The organism is Microbacterium sp. W4I4 (assembly GCF_030816235.1).
In the GTDB taxonomy this organism is placed as follows: domain Bacteria; phylum Actinomycetota; class Actinomycetes; order Actinomycetales; family Microbacteriaceae; genus Microbacterium.
On sequence record NZ_JAUSXT010000001.1, the window covers coordinates 1493528 to 1510989 of the forward strand.

A 17462-nucleotide genomic window follows, 5' to 3' on the forward strand; every position below is an offset into this window, starting at 1 on the left:
GCCCCTCTGTTGCGGTTGATCATACGCTGACGTCCTTCTCGCGGATCCCTGCTCTGGCCAGGGCGCGGTCGATCTGCGGCCGTGCGCTCGCGCGCCGGGTTCTGCGCTGACGGGGCGCCCAGATCTTCTCATCGGGATCGCGCTCATGCGCGAGCGCCTGCGCCCCCAGACAGATCCCCGCCACGAAGAACGGAATCGACACCTGCGCGGCCACCCAGAACAGGTCGAACTGCGCCTGGACGATGCGGGAGAGCACCAGACCGAAGGCGAGCATGCCGTACTGCGGAGCCACCCGCCACAGCGCGACGAGCATGACGACCCACATCGTCAGGAACCCGACGAGTCCGATGATGCCCGCCGAGGCCGCCACCTCGATCTCGGCCTGCGGCGGCTGGAAGTTCGCCTGCGGACTCACATACCAGTAGCGCAGCCCGTGTCCGAAGATCGGCGAGTGCTTCCAGAAGGCGAAGACCTCGCGCATCCAGTCCAGGCGCTGGTAGAAGGAGTTGAAGCGGTTCTGAGAATCGATCTGCTCGATCACGCTCTGCACGATCAGATAGGCAGCGGGCACCGCCAGCACGACGACGAGAGCGATGTGCTGGCGCACGCCGCGGCGCAGGGTGTGCACGAGAAGTGCGACGGCGAGCCCGATGCCGGCCTGCCGAGATTGGGTGAGCAGCAACGCGATCAGGAAGACGACGAACCCCGCCTTCATCCAGCGCGGATCGATCTTGGCCCAGGGCGGGTTCACGTAGGCGATGAGGGCCGCGAAGGCCAGCATGCCGCCCGCGAAGTTCTTGTGCATCGGCCACGGCCAGGTCGGGTAGACGGCATGAAGCGGCTCGCCCGAGACGGCCTGCAGCAGTGCCGTGCCGAAGGTCCCGGCTGCGATCACCGCGGCCGCGCCCAGGATCAGGATGAGTGCCAGCCGCGCGTGCCCGGCCCGGCCGATCGCCCAGCCGACGACCAGTGCACCCGAGATGAGCACCCACGCATGCACCCATTCGACGGTGTTCTGCGGGAAGGGGTTGACGATCACGGTGAACAGCGTCGCGAACTGGTAGCCCAGGTTCGCCCACAGCATCGCCTTCATCGGCGGGGTGTAGTCGTGCTTGCCCAGCAGCACGACCGCACCGAGGGCTGCGGCGAGTGCGGCATCCGACACGGTGAGGTCCACCCCACCCGCGCCGAGGCGTTCGGTGATGAGGATGGCGGGCGTCGCCATCAGCGCGATGGCGAGGGGCTCGGCCGCGGTGAGTACGACCCCGACGACGAGCACGGCGATGGCGGATGCCATGACTGCGCCGTTCGGGATCGCGCGGTCCAGCAGAAGATAGACGGCGAAGACGACACCGCCCGCGAACAGGCACCAGCGCCAGATGTTCGCCCACCACGCGCCCAGTCGGGAGGGCGCGGCGAAGGGTGGCGTGTGTCGCAGCAGCCCCATCCCCATGTGCGCCCCCTCAAGCGTTCCCTCAGTATCGCACTGCGACCCCCTGCACCGCTTGCGTCAGTATGCGCTCGACGAGCGCGTCGGCGGTCTCGTCGTGGGCGCTCTCGTCCTCGAGCAGGGTCGCGACCAGCGCGCGGATGCCGTCGGTGTAGGCGCCGGGCGCGACGAGCCACCACGGGGCCGCGTCGGCCTCCTCGTGAGTCTCCGAATCCTCGCGGGACGAGGCCCCGCCTGTCGCAGGAACGCTGACGGCGACCACGCCGACGGCCGTGTGCGCGCGAAGCGTCACCTCGCCGGCGGGCCCTACGTAGACGATCGGATCCGTGATGATCGTGGCCGAGCCGGCTCCCACCGACACGGTGCCGGCGCACAGGAGCAGCGTCGCGCTCGGCACCGTGGCTTCGCCGAAGTCCTGAACGGCGCCGGGAGCCAGCTCTCCGCTGACGATTGCGGCCGCTCCCCAGGTGCGGCGAACCGCCCGGCCTCGAGATGTCGGGCCGGTTTCGGAGTCGCCTTCACTGGTCATCATGATGGTGTCTGCGGCCGGAGCATCCGCCCCTGCCCCGCGCCAGCCGGTAAAGAATAGCTGAATATCCTGGTATAACGGCTGACCTTCGCGCCTCGCGGCAGCGCGGATGCATCATGATGAACTATCGACGTCCTCGGGGGAAAGGAAAGCCGTCGTGAGAATTTCTGTCATCGGATGCGGTTATCTGGGGGCCGTGCACGCGGCGGCCATGGCTTCGATCGGTCACGACGTGGTGGGCATCGACATCGACGCCGACAAGGTTCGCGCGCTGTCGCGGGGTGACGCACCGTTCTTCGAGCCGGGGCTTCCGGAGCTCCTGCAGCAGGGCGTGCGCTCGGGTGCTCTCACGTTCACCACTGACATGTCGGCCGCCGCCGGCGCAGCCGTGCATTTCGTCGGTGTGGGCACGCCGCAGCAGCAGAGCGGGCACGCCGCCGACCTGTCGTTCGTGGATGCCGCCTTCGATGCGCTCATTCCGCATCTGCGCGAGGGCGACGTGGTGGCGGGCAAGTCGACCGTTCCGGTGGGCACGGCCGCCGTGCTGGCGGAGCGCGTCGCTCCGACCGGCGCGACGCTGGTCTGGAACCCTGAGTTCCTGCGCGAGGGCTGGGCCGTTCAGGACACCATCGACCCGGACCGCCTGGTCGCCGGAGTGCCCGCGGGCGCGGAGGGTGAGCGCGCCGCCGACCTGCTTCGTCAGGTGTATCACCCGGCCGTCGCCAAGGGCACTCCGTTCATCGTCACCGACTACGCCACGGCCGAGCTCGTGAAGGTCTCGGCCAACGCGTTCCTCGCGACGAAGATCTCCTTCATCAATGCGATGGCCGAGATCGCAGAGGTGACGGGTGCTGATGTCACGCTGCTGGCCGAGGCGATCGGCCATGACAAGCGCATCGGCCGTGCATTCCTGGGTGCCGGCATCGGGTTCGGCGGTGGCTGCCTGCCCAAGGACATCCGCGCGTTCGCCGCCCGCGCCGAGGAGCTGGGCCGAGGCGAGTCCGTGAACTTCCTCCGCGAAGTGGATGCGATCAACCTGCGACGTCGCGATCGTGCCGTGCAGCTGGTCGTCGAGGGTCTGGGCGGAAGCGTGTTCGGCAAGAAGGTCACGCTGCTGGGTGCCGCCTTCAAGCCCTACAGCGACGACGTGCGCGACTCCCCGGCCCTGGAGGTCGCGGTGCGGCTGAACGGCCTGGGTGCCGACGTGGTCGTCACCGACCCCGAGGCGATCGAGAACGCCCGACGTCTGCACCCTCAGCTGACCTATGTGGAGAGCCGGGACGAGGCTCTGCAAGACGCGGATGCCATGGTGCTGGTCACCGAGTGGGATGAGTATCGACGCGAGCTGTCGCCGGAGCATGCCGCCTCGCTGGTGCGCGGCCGCGTGGTGATCGATGGACGCAACTCCTACGACGCGAGCGTCTGGCGTGCGGCGGGCTGGGACTACTACGGGATGGGCAGGCCCTAGTGACGGGCCTTCTCGTCCACGAATGGATCGAGAGGTCCGGCGGCGCCGAGCGCGTGCTCGATGCCATGGCCGCGGCATTCCCGGACGCCGGGATCCAGTGCCTGTGGAACGATGCCCCCGAGCGCTATGCCGACCGCACCGTGCGCGAGACCTGGCTGGCACGCACTCCCCTGCGCAGGCACAAGGCGCTGGCGCTGCCCTTCATGCCGGCCACCTGGCGGCGGCTGTCAGACGGCGACGAGTACGAATGGATGCTGATCAGTTCCCACCTGTTCGCCCACCATGCCCGCCCCCGCGATTCCGGCACCCCCAAGTACGTGTACGCGCATACGCCGGCTCGGTACATCTGGTCGCCTGAGCTCGATGAGCGCGGCAGCAGTGCGGTCGTGCGCGCGGTCGCGCCCGCTTATCGGCGTCTTGACCGCACGCGAGCACAGGAGGCTACCGCGATCGCTGCGAACAGTCGGTTCGTGCGAGACCGGATCGCCCGGACCTGGGACCGGGATGCGACGGTGATCCACCCGCCGGTGGTTACGGAGCGCATTCTGTCGACTCCGGACTGGCGCACGTCGGTGACGGACGACGCCGAGCGGCGGATGCTGGAGCAGCTGCCGCCTGTGTTCGTGCTCGGTGCGTCTCGCTTCATCCCCTACAAGAGACTCGACCTGGTGATCCGGTCCGCGGCTCGCGCCGATCTGCCTGCCGTGATCGCCGGCAGCGGCCCTGACGAAGCCCGTCTGCGGGCTGTGGCGACGGATGCCGGCGTTCCCGTGATGTTCGTGATCTCCCCCTCGGATGCGCTGCTCTACGCCCTCATGCAGCAGGCGAGCGCGTTCGTCTTCCCTGCCGTGGAGGACTTCGGCATCATCCCGGTCGAGGCACAGGCCGCAGGCACGCCTGTCGTCACCGGCCCCGTCGGCGGGCAGCGGGAGACCTTCACGGATGGCGTGAGCGGAGTGGCCGCCGCGTCGACCGGCCCGGGTGACCTTGCCACGGCGATCTCCGCGGCAATGGATCTGCCGCCCTTCATCGCTGCGAACGTCGTCGCGCCGTTCAGCGAGTCCGTCTTCGTAGACAAGATCAAGAACTTCGTCCTCGGTCGTTGAGCGAGCGCCAGCGAGTCGAAACGCCCACCAGTCCCTCAGATCGTCCGGATACGCTCGTCCTCATGCCGACATCTGCCCCTCCGAACTGGGTCCCTGAGCCTATGGAAGGGCGCGAGCCTGTCGAAGGGCCCGTCTACATGTGGGCCCCGCCGGCCCCGCGCCGCCGGCCGCATTTCCGTCTTCTCCCGAACGTCCTTCTGCTCCCCTACGCGATCGCGCTGTTCCTGATCACCTGGCTCCCTGCGTCGCAGGCGGGCAAGGTGACCGGGATCGTCGCCTACATCGCCCACTACCTCGACCCGCGTATCCCGTTCTCCGTCGGCTACCCGGTGCTCGAGTTCCTCGCGAACATCGCCCTGTTCGTGCCGCTCGGGCTTCTGCTCAGCGCAGGCTGGCCGCGCGTACCCGGGTGGGTGGTGATCCTGATCGGCTTCGCGACCACGGTGACGATCGAGTGCGTCCAATGGGGCATCCCGTCGCGCTTTCCGGCGATCTCCGACATCGTCTCGAACACACTGGGCACCATCATCGGCGTCGCTCTCGTCGCGTTGGTGACCGCCTTCGCGCCTCGGCGTTCTAATCTGGTGCGATGACCGATCCCGACGGCGAGACTCGCCCTCGCGTCAACCGCGCCGAGCTGCGGCGGCTCCGTGAGGCGCTCTCGCGCGACGATGTTCCGCTGAAGCTGCCGGTCACCGTGCCGACTCAGGTCGGCCCACGCGGCAGCATCCTCACCGTGTGCACGGGCAACATCTGCCGCTCTCCGATGGCCGAGGTGCTGCTCCACGCCGGCCTGCGGGATCTGCGGGTGCACCTGCACAGCGCGGGCACGCACGGTCTGGTCGCCCATGAGATGACCGAGCAGGCTCAGCAGCTGGCCGTGTCTCACGGCGCAGATGCGGCGGATGCCGCCGCCCATCGGGCGCGGCGTCTGGACGACTCGATCCTGCAGAACGTCGACCTGGTGCTCGCCATGGCTCGGGAGCACCGTTCATTCGTCGTGCAGTCGGTTCCGGCGCTGCTGCACCGCACCTTCACTCTCCGCGAGTTCGCCCGGCTGTCTGCGACGCTGACGGATGACGAGGTGCGTCGCGGTGTCGCGGGCTCGGGTCCCGACGCGGGCGGGCGCCTGCGGGCGCTGGCGAGGCTGGTCGGTTCGCAGCGAGGAATGGTCCCACCTGCGCCCGATGACGACGACGTCGTCGACCCGTATCGTCGCTCCATGGCGACGTACGAGCTGTCGGCATCGCAGCTGGTTCCGGCGGTCGACGAGGCCAATCGGGTCATCCGCGCCGCCCTGGTTTGAGTCCACACGGGTAGATGCCGATATGCTGTCGGCACACGGCGTGACTCGCCCGGCCTACCCAGCCGATGAGTGACGTCTCAGCTGTACAGGTCTGAGGGACGATGTCGGCGAACCAGGGGAACGTCGCGAGCGCTGTCCGCGTATTGGGAGCGCACGAGTTTCGTGGTGCCATCGGGGCGTCGCGCATCAGGGCGTCGGAACTCGCCTGCGGCAGCGTGACGATCCTGGATCTGACAGCCGATGCGGCCGAGTTCGACGTGCGTCCCTCACCCGAGCATGCGGACCTCGTGACCTTCACGTTCATCGAACACGGTGCGGTGCTCTCGAAGCATGCCGACGAACCGTGGCTGTCGTTCGGCGTGTCGATGGTGGTCTCGCCGGAGGGCATCGAGCGTCGCGTGCGGTTCGACTCGCCCACTCGATTGCTGTCGGTTCGCGTTCCCTCGTCCGAGCTCGCGGGATTCGTCAGCGACCTGCCGCTGCGGCCGATCGCGCACGATGATCAGCGGATGCTGGACCGCGCCCTGAATGCCTTCCTGAACGCGGTGATGAGCAGTGACCGCCCCAGCTCGGCCATCGACAAGTACGCCATCGAGCACCTGGTGCTGGAGATGTGCGGAGCGATCCTGCTCGACCGGATGGGATCGGTGTGGACGCACGGCGCTCCCGGCACCGCGCTGCGCGATCGTGCTCTGGCAGTGATCGCACAGCAGTGCGAGGATGCCGAACTCACTCCTGCGCGGGTCGCCCGCGCCGTGCAATCGTCGCTGCGGCAGCTGCAGGCGGTGTTCGCCGAGGTCGGCTTGACCATCGCGACCGAGATACGCCGCCATCGCGCCCGCCTAGCGCGTGCCACCCTGATCAACAGCCGCTTCGACGTTCTCACGATCGCACAGGTGGCGCATCGCTCGGGGTTCGGTAATCCGATGAGCCTGCGGCGTGCGCTGCACGACGTCTACGGCATCGGCCCGAAGGAACTTCGTCGCACGCGCGACCAGTCCGCGTAGCGCAAAAGGCACAATCCGCGCACGAATCGTGCACAGTACGCGGTCTTCTTGACTGCGCCGTTTTCGCTCGCGACCCGCTCCTATCGTGATGGCCAGGAGGGGCTTCGAGGGGACTTCGCGTCACACGGCTCCACCTACTCCCCATTACGCGCGACCTGTCGCGCACATGACTAGAGAAGGTATCACTGTGACTGAAGAGAACAAGGGTCTCTCCCGCCGTACCGTCGTCAAGGGCGCCGCCTGGTCGGTTCCCGTCATCGCCGCCGCTGTCGCCATGCCGCTCGCCTCGGCGTCCAACATCAACCAGGCACTCGACGTCACCGTGACCGGAAGCTGCACGGGGCAGTACGACATCGCCGATCTTCAGACGCTGCTGGCTGGTGTGAGCCTCGCCGGACTTCCGATCGGTTTTGGCGCATCCCAGCTTGTCGATGTTGTCAAGGCCGCTCTGGCGGCTCTCCCCGTCCCAATTCTGGACGGGGCAAAGCGGGGATTCAACATCAGCGTCGCCGGCGACGTGCTCCCCCAGGGCGCGACATTCGTGCTGAGCACCAGCCCCGGGACGCTTATCAATGCTGATCTCACACTCCTCAGCAGCCTGTTCAACACCCAGGCGCAGGCAGCATTCATTGCCAACGTCAACGGCAGCACGGTCTCGCTGACGACGACACGCCCCATCGACCCAGGCGAGTCGTTCCCCTTCGAACTTGTCGAAGGGCTACTGGACGTGGATGCTCTCACGACCACCACGCTGACGTACGCGCCCGCACTGGATACGACTGCCGCCGGCGAGGGTGCAGATGCTGGCAGCTTCACCACGCTGGTGGGGACTCCGGTCAACATCGGTTCGCTGAACCTCGCAGGCGTTCTGGACTCTGTCCTTGGTACGGCCCTCGCCCTCCTTGTGGGACCTCTGCTCGGGACGTTGCTGCTGCCCCAGCTGACCACCCTCTCGCTGCGAGTTCAGGTCTGCCAGTAATCTGAACTCTATGCACACGAGCCCGGTCGATTACGTTGCCACGTGGTCGGCCGGGCTCGTTGCATACACATTCATCCTTGCGGGATTGTCCAAGCTTCGATCCCCGGATGCAGTGGTCGCGGCCTTCAGGACGCTCCAAGCACCGAAACTCCTGGATCGGCGATTCTTCACAGTCGCCCTGCCCTTGGCGGAGGCTTTCCTCGGGCTCGCGTGGATGTTCACGTATGGCGTCCCACGCCTATTCGCCGGCGTCATCACCATTCTGGTTCTCGTCGTGTTCACTTGGTTCTTGATCAGTGCGATACATCGAGACGAGCAAGGATCATGCAACTGCTTCGGCGCGCTCGGCGACGATGTCCGTATCACGTACTGGTCAGTGGCCCGCAATGTCGCGCTCATGGTGCTTACCGCCGTCGCCCTACTCGTCAGCCCACACCGCGGCTCGATGCTCACGGAGACCCTCAGCGGCCCTCCAGCCTGGACTCTCGCCCTTATGCTCGGTTGGATGCTGATCCTGGTCGCGCTGCTCATTCGTCGAGTCGCGACTCTCTCCCAGACTCGCGAGACACCTTCCGACCTGCCCGTCACCGGAACCGCCCACCCGCTGCTGATCAATGAAATGGGCGACGCCATTCCAGCCGCCGAACTCGTGAGTGGCCAGGGCGTCACTGTCCCTCTGAATCGCCTTGGAAGAGGCGCACCAGTCATGCTGATCTTCGTATCCGCAAATTGCAGCTCGTGCCAGCCGGTCATGCGACGCATCGACGAGTGGCAGAGACTCCTTGGGCCGTTGCCGATCCGAGTAGCGACGTCATCCCGGCCTGATGAACTGGAAGCGGCACTTCCGGGCATTGCGCGCTATGCCCGCTATGGTGCGAGCGGCGCGCGTGCTGCGCTGGGTGTGACAAAGAGCCCCGCGGCAGTGGTCCTGGGTGATATCAACTTGCCGGTCATCGCTTCCCCGGTCGTGTACGGCCTAGAGGAGATCGACGGGCTCGTTCACAGCCTGGCGAGCGCTCGGGCGTGAGCTTGCGGTGAGCAATGGCTTGCGCCGGCCAGTGACGAAGCCCATCACCCACTCCACTGGACCGGTACCTACGTAGCGCCACCAAAGCCACGCGACCAGGCACATTCCGGGCACGATGAGCAGCCAGCCAACGTAGTTGTTGTGGTCGGGCCACCCATAAGCACGGCTCCATAGCGCGATGACACCCACATGCAGCAGGTACAGGCTGAGGGCGAGCTGCCCCAAGGCTCTGAATGGCGTGAGAACCGCGTCTCGCACACGAGCGCCAGGTTCTCGCAAGTTCGAGGTGGATACCAGCACCACCACAACGTAAGTCGCAAAGACGAGGCCAACATCGTGCAGGGTGTCGAGATAGTCGCCGGTCATCACCCGACCGAGATCGCGAGCGTTGACGCCTGCGGCCGGCAAATATGCGATCGGGGCGATGACCGCCATCGCCCACATCACGCGGTCACGCTTCAACCCTCGCCTGATCAGGAGTCCGCCAAGCAGGAAGAACGGCAAAAGGTTCATCAGCCGGTAGTGGGCACCGTTGATCGTCCAATCCGCGAGGGCTCCAACAGCTGGCCCCTGCATGACGAACCACCAGGCTCCTTCACGGGCCGCTGAGACTACGGGCTGACTGACCAGGAGAACAAGTACCGCGGTCGCCGCGACCATCCGGCTGCCGAGCAGCAAAAGCGGCACCCCGACGATCAACAACAGCCCGAGCGGCTGCAGCACGATCGCCACCCACGAGCCCCACGTCGCCATCCAGATACCGAGCGCGATCAGGATAATGCCACGGATCGCCTGCTGAACTAGATTGATCGGCACTCGCGCGGAGCGCTTCCACACCAGCTGAGCGGACATCCCCATCACAAGCGCGAATAACGGAGAGGCTAGGTCGTTGATGTTGCCGCTGAGGAAAGCAACGGCCCACGGCATATCCGGAATCAACGGCACGCCGTGCGCAACAAGCATCGCAACGATCGCGAGGCCCCTCAAGAGGTCGGGAATGGCCTGGCGTACTCTCACTGAGACATGCGCAGCATCAATCGACACCATTGCACTCTACCGAGGCCGCAAGATCACAAGCCAGGCGCTCTTACGGCCCGTTGTCAATCTCGTCGAAAATAGACTCGCATACCCCTCTTCCAGCGTTCCAATTGATAATCCCAATGCTCACGCCGAGATGGCAGTCGCGATACAAGCGACCGGGGTACATCCGCCCGTCGGACCCACAACGCGCGCCACAAGCGCGACAGCTGACCTGTGCGCAGAGCGCGCACGGTCTCGCTACGCCACAAAAACGCCGACTTGTCAGCAGTGTCGAGTTGAGTCAGTCTCCAGAGCCGCTTCTCTTCGGGACTCGCATCATCGATCATCTCGACCCCTGGGATGCCGCGTAATAGATCGTTGAGTATCCACCGCGAACGGCACGCGGAGGCCACGTCGAGAACCTGAGCGAGCTCAGGTTCGGAAAAGGTGTTCGTAAGTGCGTCCCTGATCCCGGGGAGCTCCCTGCGGTTGCGTGGTTCCGCAGGACTCCTGAGCGCATGTAATGCAACTATCAGCATCATCCCGCTCCGCGAGGGCGCAAAGACGGGCTGTCGAGCTATCTCGTATTGCTCACGCACCGCCCAGAGCGCATCAAAGCATATGTCTGGCGGGGCGAGCAGTCCTGGGAACGACCGATGTACGTCAATCGCGCACGGCCACTCGTCGTGTACCAGAGTCGTCGAGTGCGGGTCGAGAATACGAGGCACCTCGCGTGTGATGGGCGGGTGCCAACCCCGAGACGTCAGTGCCGCGCATAGCCCATCTACCGAGCTGGGCTCCACAAGCACGTCAACGTCAGCAGACACGCGGGCCGGCCGTAGCTCTTGAATGGCCGCGATCGGCCCCTTGATGAGTAACGCTCGAGCTCCGATGCCTAGCGCCATCCTTGCCACGAGGGCGTGAGCCAGATCCACCCCTTCGGATTGTGACATCGTCCGAGCCGACACCGTCAGTACCGGCCCGCCAGATCTGTCGGGAGGAGCGACACCCGGGGAGCGGTAGATCATGTCTCAATGTTACCGACAGCGACAGGACGCGCGATTCAATGTGGAACTCCCGTGCTGAGGTGAAGCTCCGGCAATTCACAGGCACATTCGTGATCACACGGAGTGCCGGATTGAGCCCAATGGTCGCCTGCCCGGCCCACTACGCTAGATAGACTCTTCCGAGGAAACGTGCGCGTGCGGCGCCCCGGACTTGCTGGGCACCGCCGTCACCTCACGCTTGAGGAGAGTTGATGACTGAGTCACAAAAGGTCGTCGTTGTCGGGCAGGGATATGTGGGACTACCTGTTGCTATGCGAGCCGTCGACGCCGGCTTCACGGTGATCGGTCTCGACATCGACGAGCATAGGGTCAACGCTCTAAACAACGGCATTTCATTTGTCGAGGACATCACCGACGATGAGCTATCCACCGCACTAGCGAGCGGCCGTTACACCGCGTCGAGGAACTACGAATCAGCGGCAGGCTTCGATGTTGCGGTCATCAGCGTGCCAACGCCTTTGCGTGAGACCCTGCCGGATCTCACGTTCATCGAAGATGCAGGGCGATCGCTCGCCGCACACCTCACGCCGGGCGCGACCGTCATCCTAGAGTCGACCACCTACCCTGGAACCACGGAAGAGTTGTTGATACCCATTCTTGAGGATGGCAGTTCTCTGAAAGCAGGAGACGATTTTCATGTCGGCTACTCCCCTGAGCGCATAGACCCCGGCAATAAGCGCTGGAACCTCAAGACGACACCTAAGGTCGTTTCGGGAATCGACGAAGCATCGCTCGCCCATGTGAAGGGCTTCTTCGACCGCATCGTGGACCAGACTGTCGCGGTCTCTGGTACCAGAGAGGCCGAGCTCACCAAGCTGCTGGAGAATACGTTTCGCCACGTCAACATCGCACTTGTGAATGAGCTTGCAGTGTTCGCAAACCAACTTGGCGTTAACGTCTGGGAGTCGATCGATGCCGCCTCGACAAAGCCCTTCGGCTTCATGAAGTTCACTCCGGGCCCCGGCGTCGGGGGACACTGCCTCCCGGTAGATCCGAGCTACCTGTCCTGGCAGGTGCGCCAACAGTTAGGTCAATCATTCCGCTTCGTTGAGCTCGCCAATGACGTCAACGAGCACATGCCCAATTACGTTGTGGAGCGCACAACAAGCATATTGAACGACGACAGAAAGGCCCTGAACGGTGCCCGCGTACTGATCATCGGGCTTGCATACAAGAAGAACACCGGTGACGTCCGGGAGGCGCCGTCGCTCCGACTTGTCCCGCTTCTCACACAGCGGGGAGCGAAAGTAGTTGCTGCTGATCCCTATGTCGTAGAGCACCGCTGGCCCGCAGGTGTTGAACGCGTGGACCTTAGCCAAGAGGAAGTAGACGGGGCTGACATCGCAATACTCGTCACTGAACATGACGAGTTCGACCTGGCAATGTTGAGTAGGGCTGCCACCCCAATCCTCGATACGCGTAATGTCGTTACTGGCGATCACGTGACGCGCCTCTGAGCCGCCCGCACGCTTCAAGGGACGTAACGCGAGTCGCCTAGCTGTACGATCAAGCGGTTCGACTATCAGCCAGCGCTGCCCTGGCAAGCATCCACACGTGCGCATCTGGTGTTCGCTTGGCCCAGTTTTCGTAAGCGGTTCCTGCCGCGGCCCGGCGCAAGCGTCGCTCCGCCGCCGGCTCGGTGGCGAGACGCTGCAACTCCTCCGCCCAGGCGCCCGCTGAACGGGCGATCACCAAACCTCCCCCGCCCTCCAGTATCGGAGTCCAAGGCGTATGTGGAGTTGTTGCTACGGCACAGGATGCACACAGAGCCTCTGCGATCACATGACCGAAGTTCTCGCCCGCCGTCGGCATAAGCATCACGTCGTATCCAGACAGGACCGTAACAACATCTCCTGGAGCGACCGGACCATGAAAAGCCAGTTGGATATGACGAGGAATTTCAGCTGCTCGGCTCTGGCACTCGGCGAAGTATGCTTCTTGCTCACGTGATCCATAGACATGGAACTCCAGCGGCACCGTGACGCTCTTCAGCGCTTCCAGAACGATATGCAAGCCCTTGTGTTCCACAATCCTTCCGAGAAACACGGCTCGAAACGCGTTCGAAGGGGCATCGGTGATCTCACGCGCGTGACGCGGCAAAAGCGTGTCGTTGCCACGTTCCACTATATGGACGCCATCGCCCCACTGTTGAATGATCTCAGCGGTTTCACGCGGAGCTGTGGAGTGCCAGATCACCCTCTTGGGGAGTCCAAGCAAACAGAACGCGCGCATGTACGCGCGCTTCTTTTGTGCTCGCCGCGAGAGAGCGCCTTCACCGAACTCACCCCGCGGCGCCAACAAGACTTTTGCGCCACGAAAGAATCCTAACCGCCAAAGCATTAAGGGAATTATGGAAAAGAGTGGATTCATGAAGCTATTCAAGTGTATGAGATTTGGTCGCTTGCGTCTAACTTCCCGCATCGCGTGCATGTACCCTAACCACGAGCCTATCGTGGCGTAATAAACATCCACCCCGTCTTTTTTCACCCAAGCGTTAGCAACGACCGGAAGCCGCTCTTCAGCGCCAAGGTCACGATCGCCTGTCAGCACCGAAACGGTCATGTCTTTGGGCGCGAGTTGCGCCATCGCGTGGATCGACCGAATCGGTCCGCCGCCATTGAACGCGGGAGGATAGAACGGGACAATGGCTACTACTCGGTATGTCGTTGTCATCTGCATTCTATTCTCTCGCCCGTCTGCATTCTTGGTTTCCGGGTGCACACGACGGCTCCGGACCGACCTTTGATCAACGGATACGCACCTTCTCGGAGTCGGCAGATCTCCGCCCACGTGCCGCGCGTCTCAAGAAAAGCACTAGGACGAGAGGCAGCGACGACACCAGGTCCTGAAGCATGCCAATTATCGTGTCGGGGAACGTCGAGAACCACCCCAGGGGCCCACTCATCACCAAAGCCAGCAGCATCACTCGGAAGGGCGTAATTCGGGCACCTCCACGCCAAATCAGGTTGACATATACCGCCAGCAGGAAATAGTACACGAAGACATAGAGCGGACCCTCTAACGCGTACGCGGTCGTAACCGGACCAAATGTATAAGCTGACGTAACATTCCCTCCCAGCGCAACATTGATCACCTGTCCAGTCGAAACCACGGGGCGGGCGGGGTCGAGGATGCGTGGAATGACCCCAAATCGAAGAATGTCTAGAGGCGTCGGATGCACCAGATGGGTGGGAATCTCGATGTCTAGAGGAACCTCAATATCCTGCGCGCGCGCGAATTGCAAGTCGAACCGCAAGCGATCGAACGCCTCCACACCTGCGGTTACCTGGACCCCCTCTTGCGCACGGAGATCGTTCCGGATGTCAAAGATCACTGGCCAGACAAGAAGAACAGCAAACGCTCCAATCAGGACGACCTTGACCTTGATGATGCCGAACAGCAATGTGACCATTGCTAGGAACGTGACGAGCATGAGCAATGGCGCGGTTATTTGAGTGAAATACGCGTTGACGATGCCGGCAACAACTGGCACCGAGAGGATCAGAAAAAAGAACCTGGTAGAACACATGCCACCTACGTGTGCAGCAAGCAACAGGCCTATACCAACATACACCCAGCCGCCAATGAGCGAATCGAGACTGTCGACTAACCCGGTCGAGACTTCAGCAGCACCAATTTGTACCGCAACAGAACCACGACCTGCATATGAGGCCAGCATGCTTGTAATGCTACTGGCAACGATCGCGAAAACAGCGACATAAAGCAACGCGCGCCCGTATTCACGCGCATTACTGGTTGCCGGCGCGGAGTCCTTTGCTTTCGGCCGAATCACTTCCGCGATGAAGGCACCCGCCAGTGCAATGAGAGCGACGCCGATCAGGAACCAGACTCGTGGATTCTCAAACACGAACGCAGGGGGGAGGACAAGCAGAACATACGGCGCCAGGAGCGAGATCGTAACCGGAAACCGGCGATACAGGGAGACGAAGCTGGTGGGATTCGTATACTGTTGCCAGCCACGTGGCGCATTCGGTCGCGCCTGCTGATCGCCCTCGGCGTTGTGGCTGCGAACCTGGGCATGGGTCATGGTCGGACTTCCTCCAGTTGCGTGCGCGCAACTGGTGGGTACTGCAGACCGTCCACAGACCCATGGTTGGAAAGTCTACGCCGCCAGTTCCACCCAAACGAAGCACGAGCGGACACCTCACGTTACTGTCCGAGAAGGTCGCGCCTCCTATACTGGCCTATCAGGCCCACGTTCGTGGGACTAGACAGAGTCCATCAGAAGGCGATGATGAAAACTGCACTGATCACCGGCACCACGGGCCAGGACGGGAGCTACCTCGTTGAGTTGCTTCTCAGCAAGGGGTATGAAGTACACGGAACCAAGCGCCGTTCGTCGTCCTTCAACACGTCCCGGCTAGAGGAGGTCGCTCGCGCCGAAGGACATCGACCAGATGGGCTCTCCCTCCACTACGCGGATCTGTCGGATGCCAGTTCGATCACGAACCTAGTCCGCGACATCCAGCCCGACGAGATCTACAACCTCGGCGCTCAGAGCCATGTTGCCGTGTCTTTCGACATTCCGGAGTACACAGCCGACGTCACGGGCGCTGCGACCATCAGACTGCTCGAAGCGATCCGCGCAAGCGGCGTCGACACCCGTTTCTACCAGGCATCCTCCTCAGAGATGTTCGGTTCAACACCGCCTCCACAGAACGAAGCGACTCCGTTCCACCCGCGGAGCCCATACGGCTGTGCCAAGGTCTTCAGCTACTGGTCCACCATAAATTATCGCGAAGCTTATGGGCTGCATGCATCGAACGGAATCCTCTTCAATCACGAGAGTTCCCGTCGCGGCGAAACCTTCGTAACTCGGAAGATCACACGAGCGGTGGCGCGTATTGCCGAAGGTGTTCAGAACAAGCTCGTGCTCGGAAACCTGGACGCGGTGCGCGACTGGGGATACGCGCCCGAGTATGTCGAAGCGATGTGGATGATGTTGCAGCAAGACCAACCCGACGACTACGTAATCGCCACTGGCGAGGCACACAGCGTTCGGGAGTTTGTTCAGGCAGCCTTCGAACGGGTGAACCTCGACTGGGAACGATACACGGAGACCGACTCGCGCTACGAGCGTCCCGCCGAAGTCGACGCGCTGATCGGGGATTACAGCAAAGCGAAACGTCAGCTCGGCTGGTCACCGACCACGACGTTCACTGGGCTTGTCCACCGTATGGTCGACGACGATGTGCAGGCAGTACGTGATGAGAAGGCTGGGCGCAACGTACGGGTGGAACTCTGAACGTGCGTGAGCACAATGCTCGCATGTCCTCGTCTGAGATAACTCTTGATTTTACATCTGTAGGACCAGACGCCGGAGGCGTAGGAATCGTAGCAGCCGGCACAGCACAGGGGTTATATGACTTAGGAGTGCGTTTCTCTTGCGTCGTGAATGAAAGCCAGTTCTCACCCTGGGCTCAGCATCTTCCGATGTTGAAGGAGCGAATTGTTCCCGTCAAAGTCGCGCTGAGTGCTACGAGCTTCTGGCAGAGTTTTCTCCGGCGTCATATTCCTCGCCGGATGCTTTCCGCGACCCTTCTCGGTAAAGTTCGCTCAGCGCGAGCACTGTCTACGGCTCGGACCGTGGACCAAGGTCAAGGTGTCGTCTGGCTACCGTTCCATAGATCACCGCTCACGTCGGATAAAGGCGTTGTGACTGTTCACGATCTCCGTGTTTTCGAGAATGGACTCGCTTCACCGGCTGACCAAAAAATTATTGAGGAGAACGTTCGAAAGGCTGCTGCAGTCGTTTGCAGCTGGGTTCATCCTTATCAATCGCTCCTAGAACGTTTCCCGTTCGCGAGAGAGAAGACGTTCTTAATCCCACTTCCTGTCCTCAATCCGGGCACTGCGCGTGTGCGTCAACAACCGAATTTCGGTCACGTACGGCTTCTGACACCCGGATTCATCACGCCGCACAAAAATCAGGAGGTGATCGTGAGGGCGCTTGCTCACCTCCCGAATGCTATCGCAGTCTTTACCGGAGCCGAGGATGGTCGATATGGCGACGAATTGCGCGCGCTCGCATCAGAACTCGAAGTGTCCGCACAAATCGAGTGGCGAGGTTACATCGGAACGTCCGAACTCGAAGATGAGTATTCCAAAGCCGATCTTTTGGTCATGCCGACCCGTTGGGAAGCAGCCAGCGGGCCCGTCTTCGAGGCAATCGCACGGCAGTTACCCTTCGTCGCCAGCGATATTGCGCCAATTCGTTCACAACTCGCAGCGATCCCGCTGGAAGCAGAACTGTTCGATTGCGATTCGCCGGACGCTCTCGTGAGTGCTATAAAGGCTGCAGTCCGCAATTACAATGCGTCGGTGACGAGGTTAGCGATGGTCTCAGGCCCCATAGTCAACCGCACATGGACAAATCTTGCCGCAGACTACAAGCGCGTTTTCGACTTCGCTGCGGGAACAGGTCCCCGCCCGTCGGACCTGATGATTGGAGTGTCCGATGATCCCAGTTTCTGAGCCAAGCC

The 17462-nt window shown here is 62.8% G+C and carries 16 protein-coding genes; 10 read left to right on the forward strand and 6 right to left on the reverse strand.

Going from position 1 to position 17462, the window contains the following annotated elements:
- Positions 1–19: 19 nt before the first annotated feature.
- Together QF046_RS07170 and QF046_RS07175 are read right to left on the reverse strand one after the other, a co-directional pair.
- Entirely contained in the window at positions 20–1453 is a 1434-nt protein-coding gene (locus QF046_RS07170) for an O-antigen ligase (protein WP_307367688.1), read from the reverse strand.
- 22 nt (positions 1454–1475) lie between these two features.
- Complete coding sequence (locus QF046_RS07175; protein WP_307367691.1) at positions 1476–1982, reverse strand: hypothetical protein; 507 nt, start codon at positions 1980–1982, stop codon at positions 1476–1478.
- 154 nt (positions 1983–2136) lie between these two features.
- Here QF046_RS07175 and QF046_RS07180 point away from each other — a divergent pair, with 154 nt between their 5' ends.
- From QF046_RS07180 to QF046_RS07210, 7 genes are all read left to right on the forward strand, one after another.
- Positions 2137–3447 carry a UDP-glucose/GDP-mannose dehydrogenase family protein gene (locus QF046_RS07180; RefSeq protein WP_307367694.1) on the forward strand — a complete coding sequence of 437 codons (1311 nt, stop codon included), beginning with the start codon at positions 2137–2139 and terminating at the stop codon, positions 3445–3447.
- On the forward strand, positions 3447–4553 hold the full coding sequence (locus tag QF046_RS07185; protein ID WP_307367697.1) for a glycosyltransferase: 1107 nt from the start codon (positions 3447–3449) through the stop codon (positions 4551–4553). Before QF046_RS07180 ends, QF046_RS07185 begins: the two co-directional genes overlap by 1 nt.
- A gap of 62 nt (positions 4554–4615) precedes the next feature.
- Complete coding sequence (locus QF046_RS07190) at positions 4616–5146, forward strand: VanZ family protein (RefSeq protein ID WP_307367700.1); 531 nt, start codon at positions 4616–4618, stop codon at positions 5144–5146.
- On the forward strand, positions 5143–5859 hold the full coding sequence (locus QF046_RS07195; RefSeq protein ID WP_307367703.1) for a low molecular weight phosphatase family protein: 717 nt from the start codon (positions 5143–5145) through the stop codon (positions 5857–5859). The genes QF046_RS07190 and QF046_RS07195 overlap by 4 nt, the downstream gene beginning before the upstream one ends.
- 215 nt (positions 5860–6074) lie before the next feature.
- A complete protein-coding gene (locus tag QF046_RS07200) occupies positions 6075–6866 on the forward strand; it encodes an AraC family transcriptional regulator (RefSeq protein ID WP_307367706.1) in 792 nt (263 codons plus the stop codon).
- A gap of 187 nt (positions 6867–7053) precedes the next feature.
- Positions 7054–7845 (forward strand): hypothetical protein, encoded by a 792-nt coding sequence (locus QF046_RS07205; RefSeq protein WP_307367708.1) that lies wholly within the window; start codon positions 7054–7056, stop codon positions 7843–7845.
- A gap of 10 nt (positions 7846–7855) precedes the next feature.
- Positions 7856–8872: a MauE/DoxX family redox-associated membrane protein gene (locus QF046_RS07210; RefSeq protein ID WP_307367710.1), complete on the forward strand. Its 1017-nt coding sequence runs from the start codon at positions 7856–7858 to the stop codon at positions 8870–8872.
- On the opposite strand, the gene QF046_RS07215 is transcribed toward QF046_RS07210, so the two are convergent.
- Together QF046_RS07215 and QF046_RS18270 are read right to left on the reverse strand one after the other, a co-directional pair.
- On the reverse strand, positions 8822–9919 hold the full coding sequence (locus tag QF046_RS07215) for a DUF418 domain-containing protein (protein WP_307367713.1): 1098 nt from the start codon (positions 9917–9919) through the stop codon (positions 8822–8824). The genes QF046_RS07210 and QF046_RS07215 overlap by 51 nt on opposite strands.
- Positions 9920–9972: 53 nt before the next feature.
- Positions 9973–10920, reverse strand: a complete 948-nt coding sequence (locus QF046_RS18270; protein WP_373425674.1) for a nucleotidyltransferase family protein — start codon at positions 10918–10920, stop codon at positions 9973–9975.
- Positions 10921–11150: 230 nt separating this feature from the next.
- Here QF046_RS18270 and QF046_RS07220 point away from each other — a divergent pair, with 230 nt between their 5' ends.
- Positions 11151–12416 carry a nucleotide sugar dehydrogenase gene (locus tag QF046_RS07220; RefSeq protein ID WP_307367716.1) on the forward strand — a complete coding sequence of 422 codons (1266 nt, stop codon included), beginning with the start codon at positions 11151–11153 and terminating at the stop codon, positions 12414–12416.
- A gap of 49 nt (positions 12417–12465) precedes the next feature.
- Here QF046_RS07220 and QF046_RS07225 read toward each other — a convergent pair whose 3' ends face one another.
- Positions 12466–13632, reverse strand: coding sequence for a glycosyltransferase family 4 protein (locus QF046_RS07225; RefSeq protein ID WP_307367719.1), 1167 nt, complete (start codon positions 13630–13632; stop codon positions 12466–12468).
- A 73-nt stretch (positions 13633–13705) separates the two neighbouring features.
- On the reverse strand, positions 13706–15007 hold the full coding sequence (locus QF046_RS07230) for a hypothetical protein (RefSeq protein WP_307367722.1): 1302 nt from the start codon (positions 15005–15007) through the stop codon (positions 13706–13708).
- A 204-nt stretch (positions 15008–15211) separates the two neighbouring features.
- Here QF046_RS07230 and gmd point away from each other — a divergent pair, with 204 nt between their 5' ends.
- Both gmd and QF046_RS07240 read left to right on the forward strand, forming a co-directional pair.
- Positions 15212–16225, forward strand: coding sequence for a GDP-mannose 4,6-dehydratase (gene gmd / locus QF046_RS07235; protein WP_307367725.1), 1014 nt, complete (start codon positions 15212–15214; stop codon positions 16223–16225).
- Positions 16226–16635: 410 nt separating this feature from the next.
- Positions 16636–17454: a glycosyltransferase family 4 protein gene (locus QF046_RS07240; protein ID WP_307367728.1), complete on the forward strand. Its 819-nt coding sequence runs from the start codon at positions 16636–16638 to the stop codon at positions 17452–17454.
- The last annotated feature ends 8 nt before the right edge of the window (positions 17455–17462 follow it).

What these genes read in the sequence shown, in the direction of transcription:
- QF046_RS07195 (WP_307367703.1), top strand. Translation starts at nt 5,143, where the DNA reads ATGACCGATCCCGACGGCGAGACTCGCCCTCGCGTCAACCGCGCCGAG.
- QF046_RS07190 (WP_307367700.1), top strand. Translation starts at nt 4,616, where the DNA reads ATGCCGACATCTGCCCCTCCGAACTGGGTCCCTGAGCCTATGGAAGGG.
- QF046_RS07230 (WP_307367722.1), bottom strand. Translation starts at nt 15,007, where the DNA reads ATGACCCATGCCCAGGTTCGCAGCCACAACGCCGAGGGCGATCAGCAG.
- QF046_RS07175 (WP_307367691.1), bottom strand. Translation starts at nt 1,982, where the DNA reads ATGATGACCAGTGAAGGCGACTCCGAAACCGGCCCGACATCTCGAGGC.
- QF046_RS07215 (WP_307367713.1), bottom strand. Translation starts at nt 9,919, where the DNA reads ATGGTGTCGATTGATGCTGCGCATGTCTCAGTGAGAGTACGCCAGGCC.
- QF046_RS07170 (WP_307367688.1), bottom strand. Translation starts at nt 1,453, where the DNA reads ATGGGGATGGGGCTGCTGCGACACACGCCACCCTTCGCCGCGCCCTCC.
- gmd (WP_307367725.1), top strand. Translation starts at nt 15,212, where the DNA reads ATGATGAAAACTGCACTGATCACCGGCACCACGGGCCAGGACGGGAGC.
- QF046_RS07210 (WP_307367710.1), top strand. Translation starts at nt 7,856, where the DNA reads ATGCACACGAGCCCGGTCGATTACGTTGCCACGTGGTCGGCCGGGCTC.
- QF046_RS18270 (WP_373425674.1), bottom strand. Translation starts at nt 10,920, where the DNA reads ATGATCTACCGCTCCCCGGGTGTCGCTCCTCCCGACAGATCTGGCGGG.
- QF046_RS07220 (WP_307367716.1), top strand. Translation starts at nt 11,151, where the DNA reads ATGACTGAGTCACAAAAGGTCGTCGTTGTCGGGCAGGGATATGTGGGA.
- QF046_RS07225 (WP_307367719.1), bottom strand. Translation starts at nt 13,632, where the DNA reads ATGACAACGACATACCGAGTAGTAGCCATTGTCCCGTTCTATCCTCCC.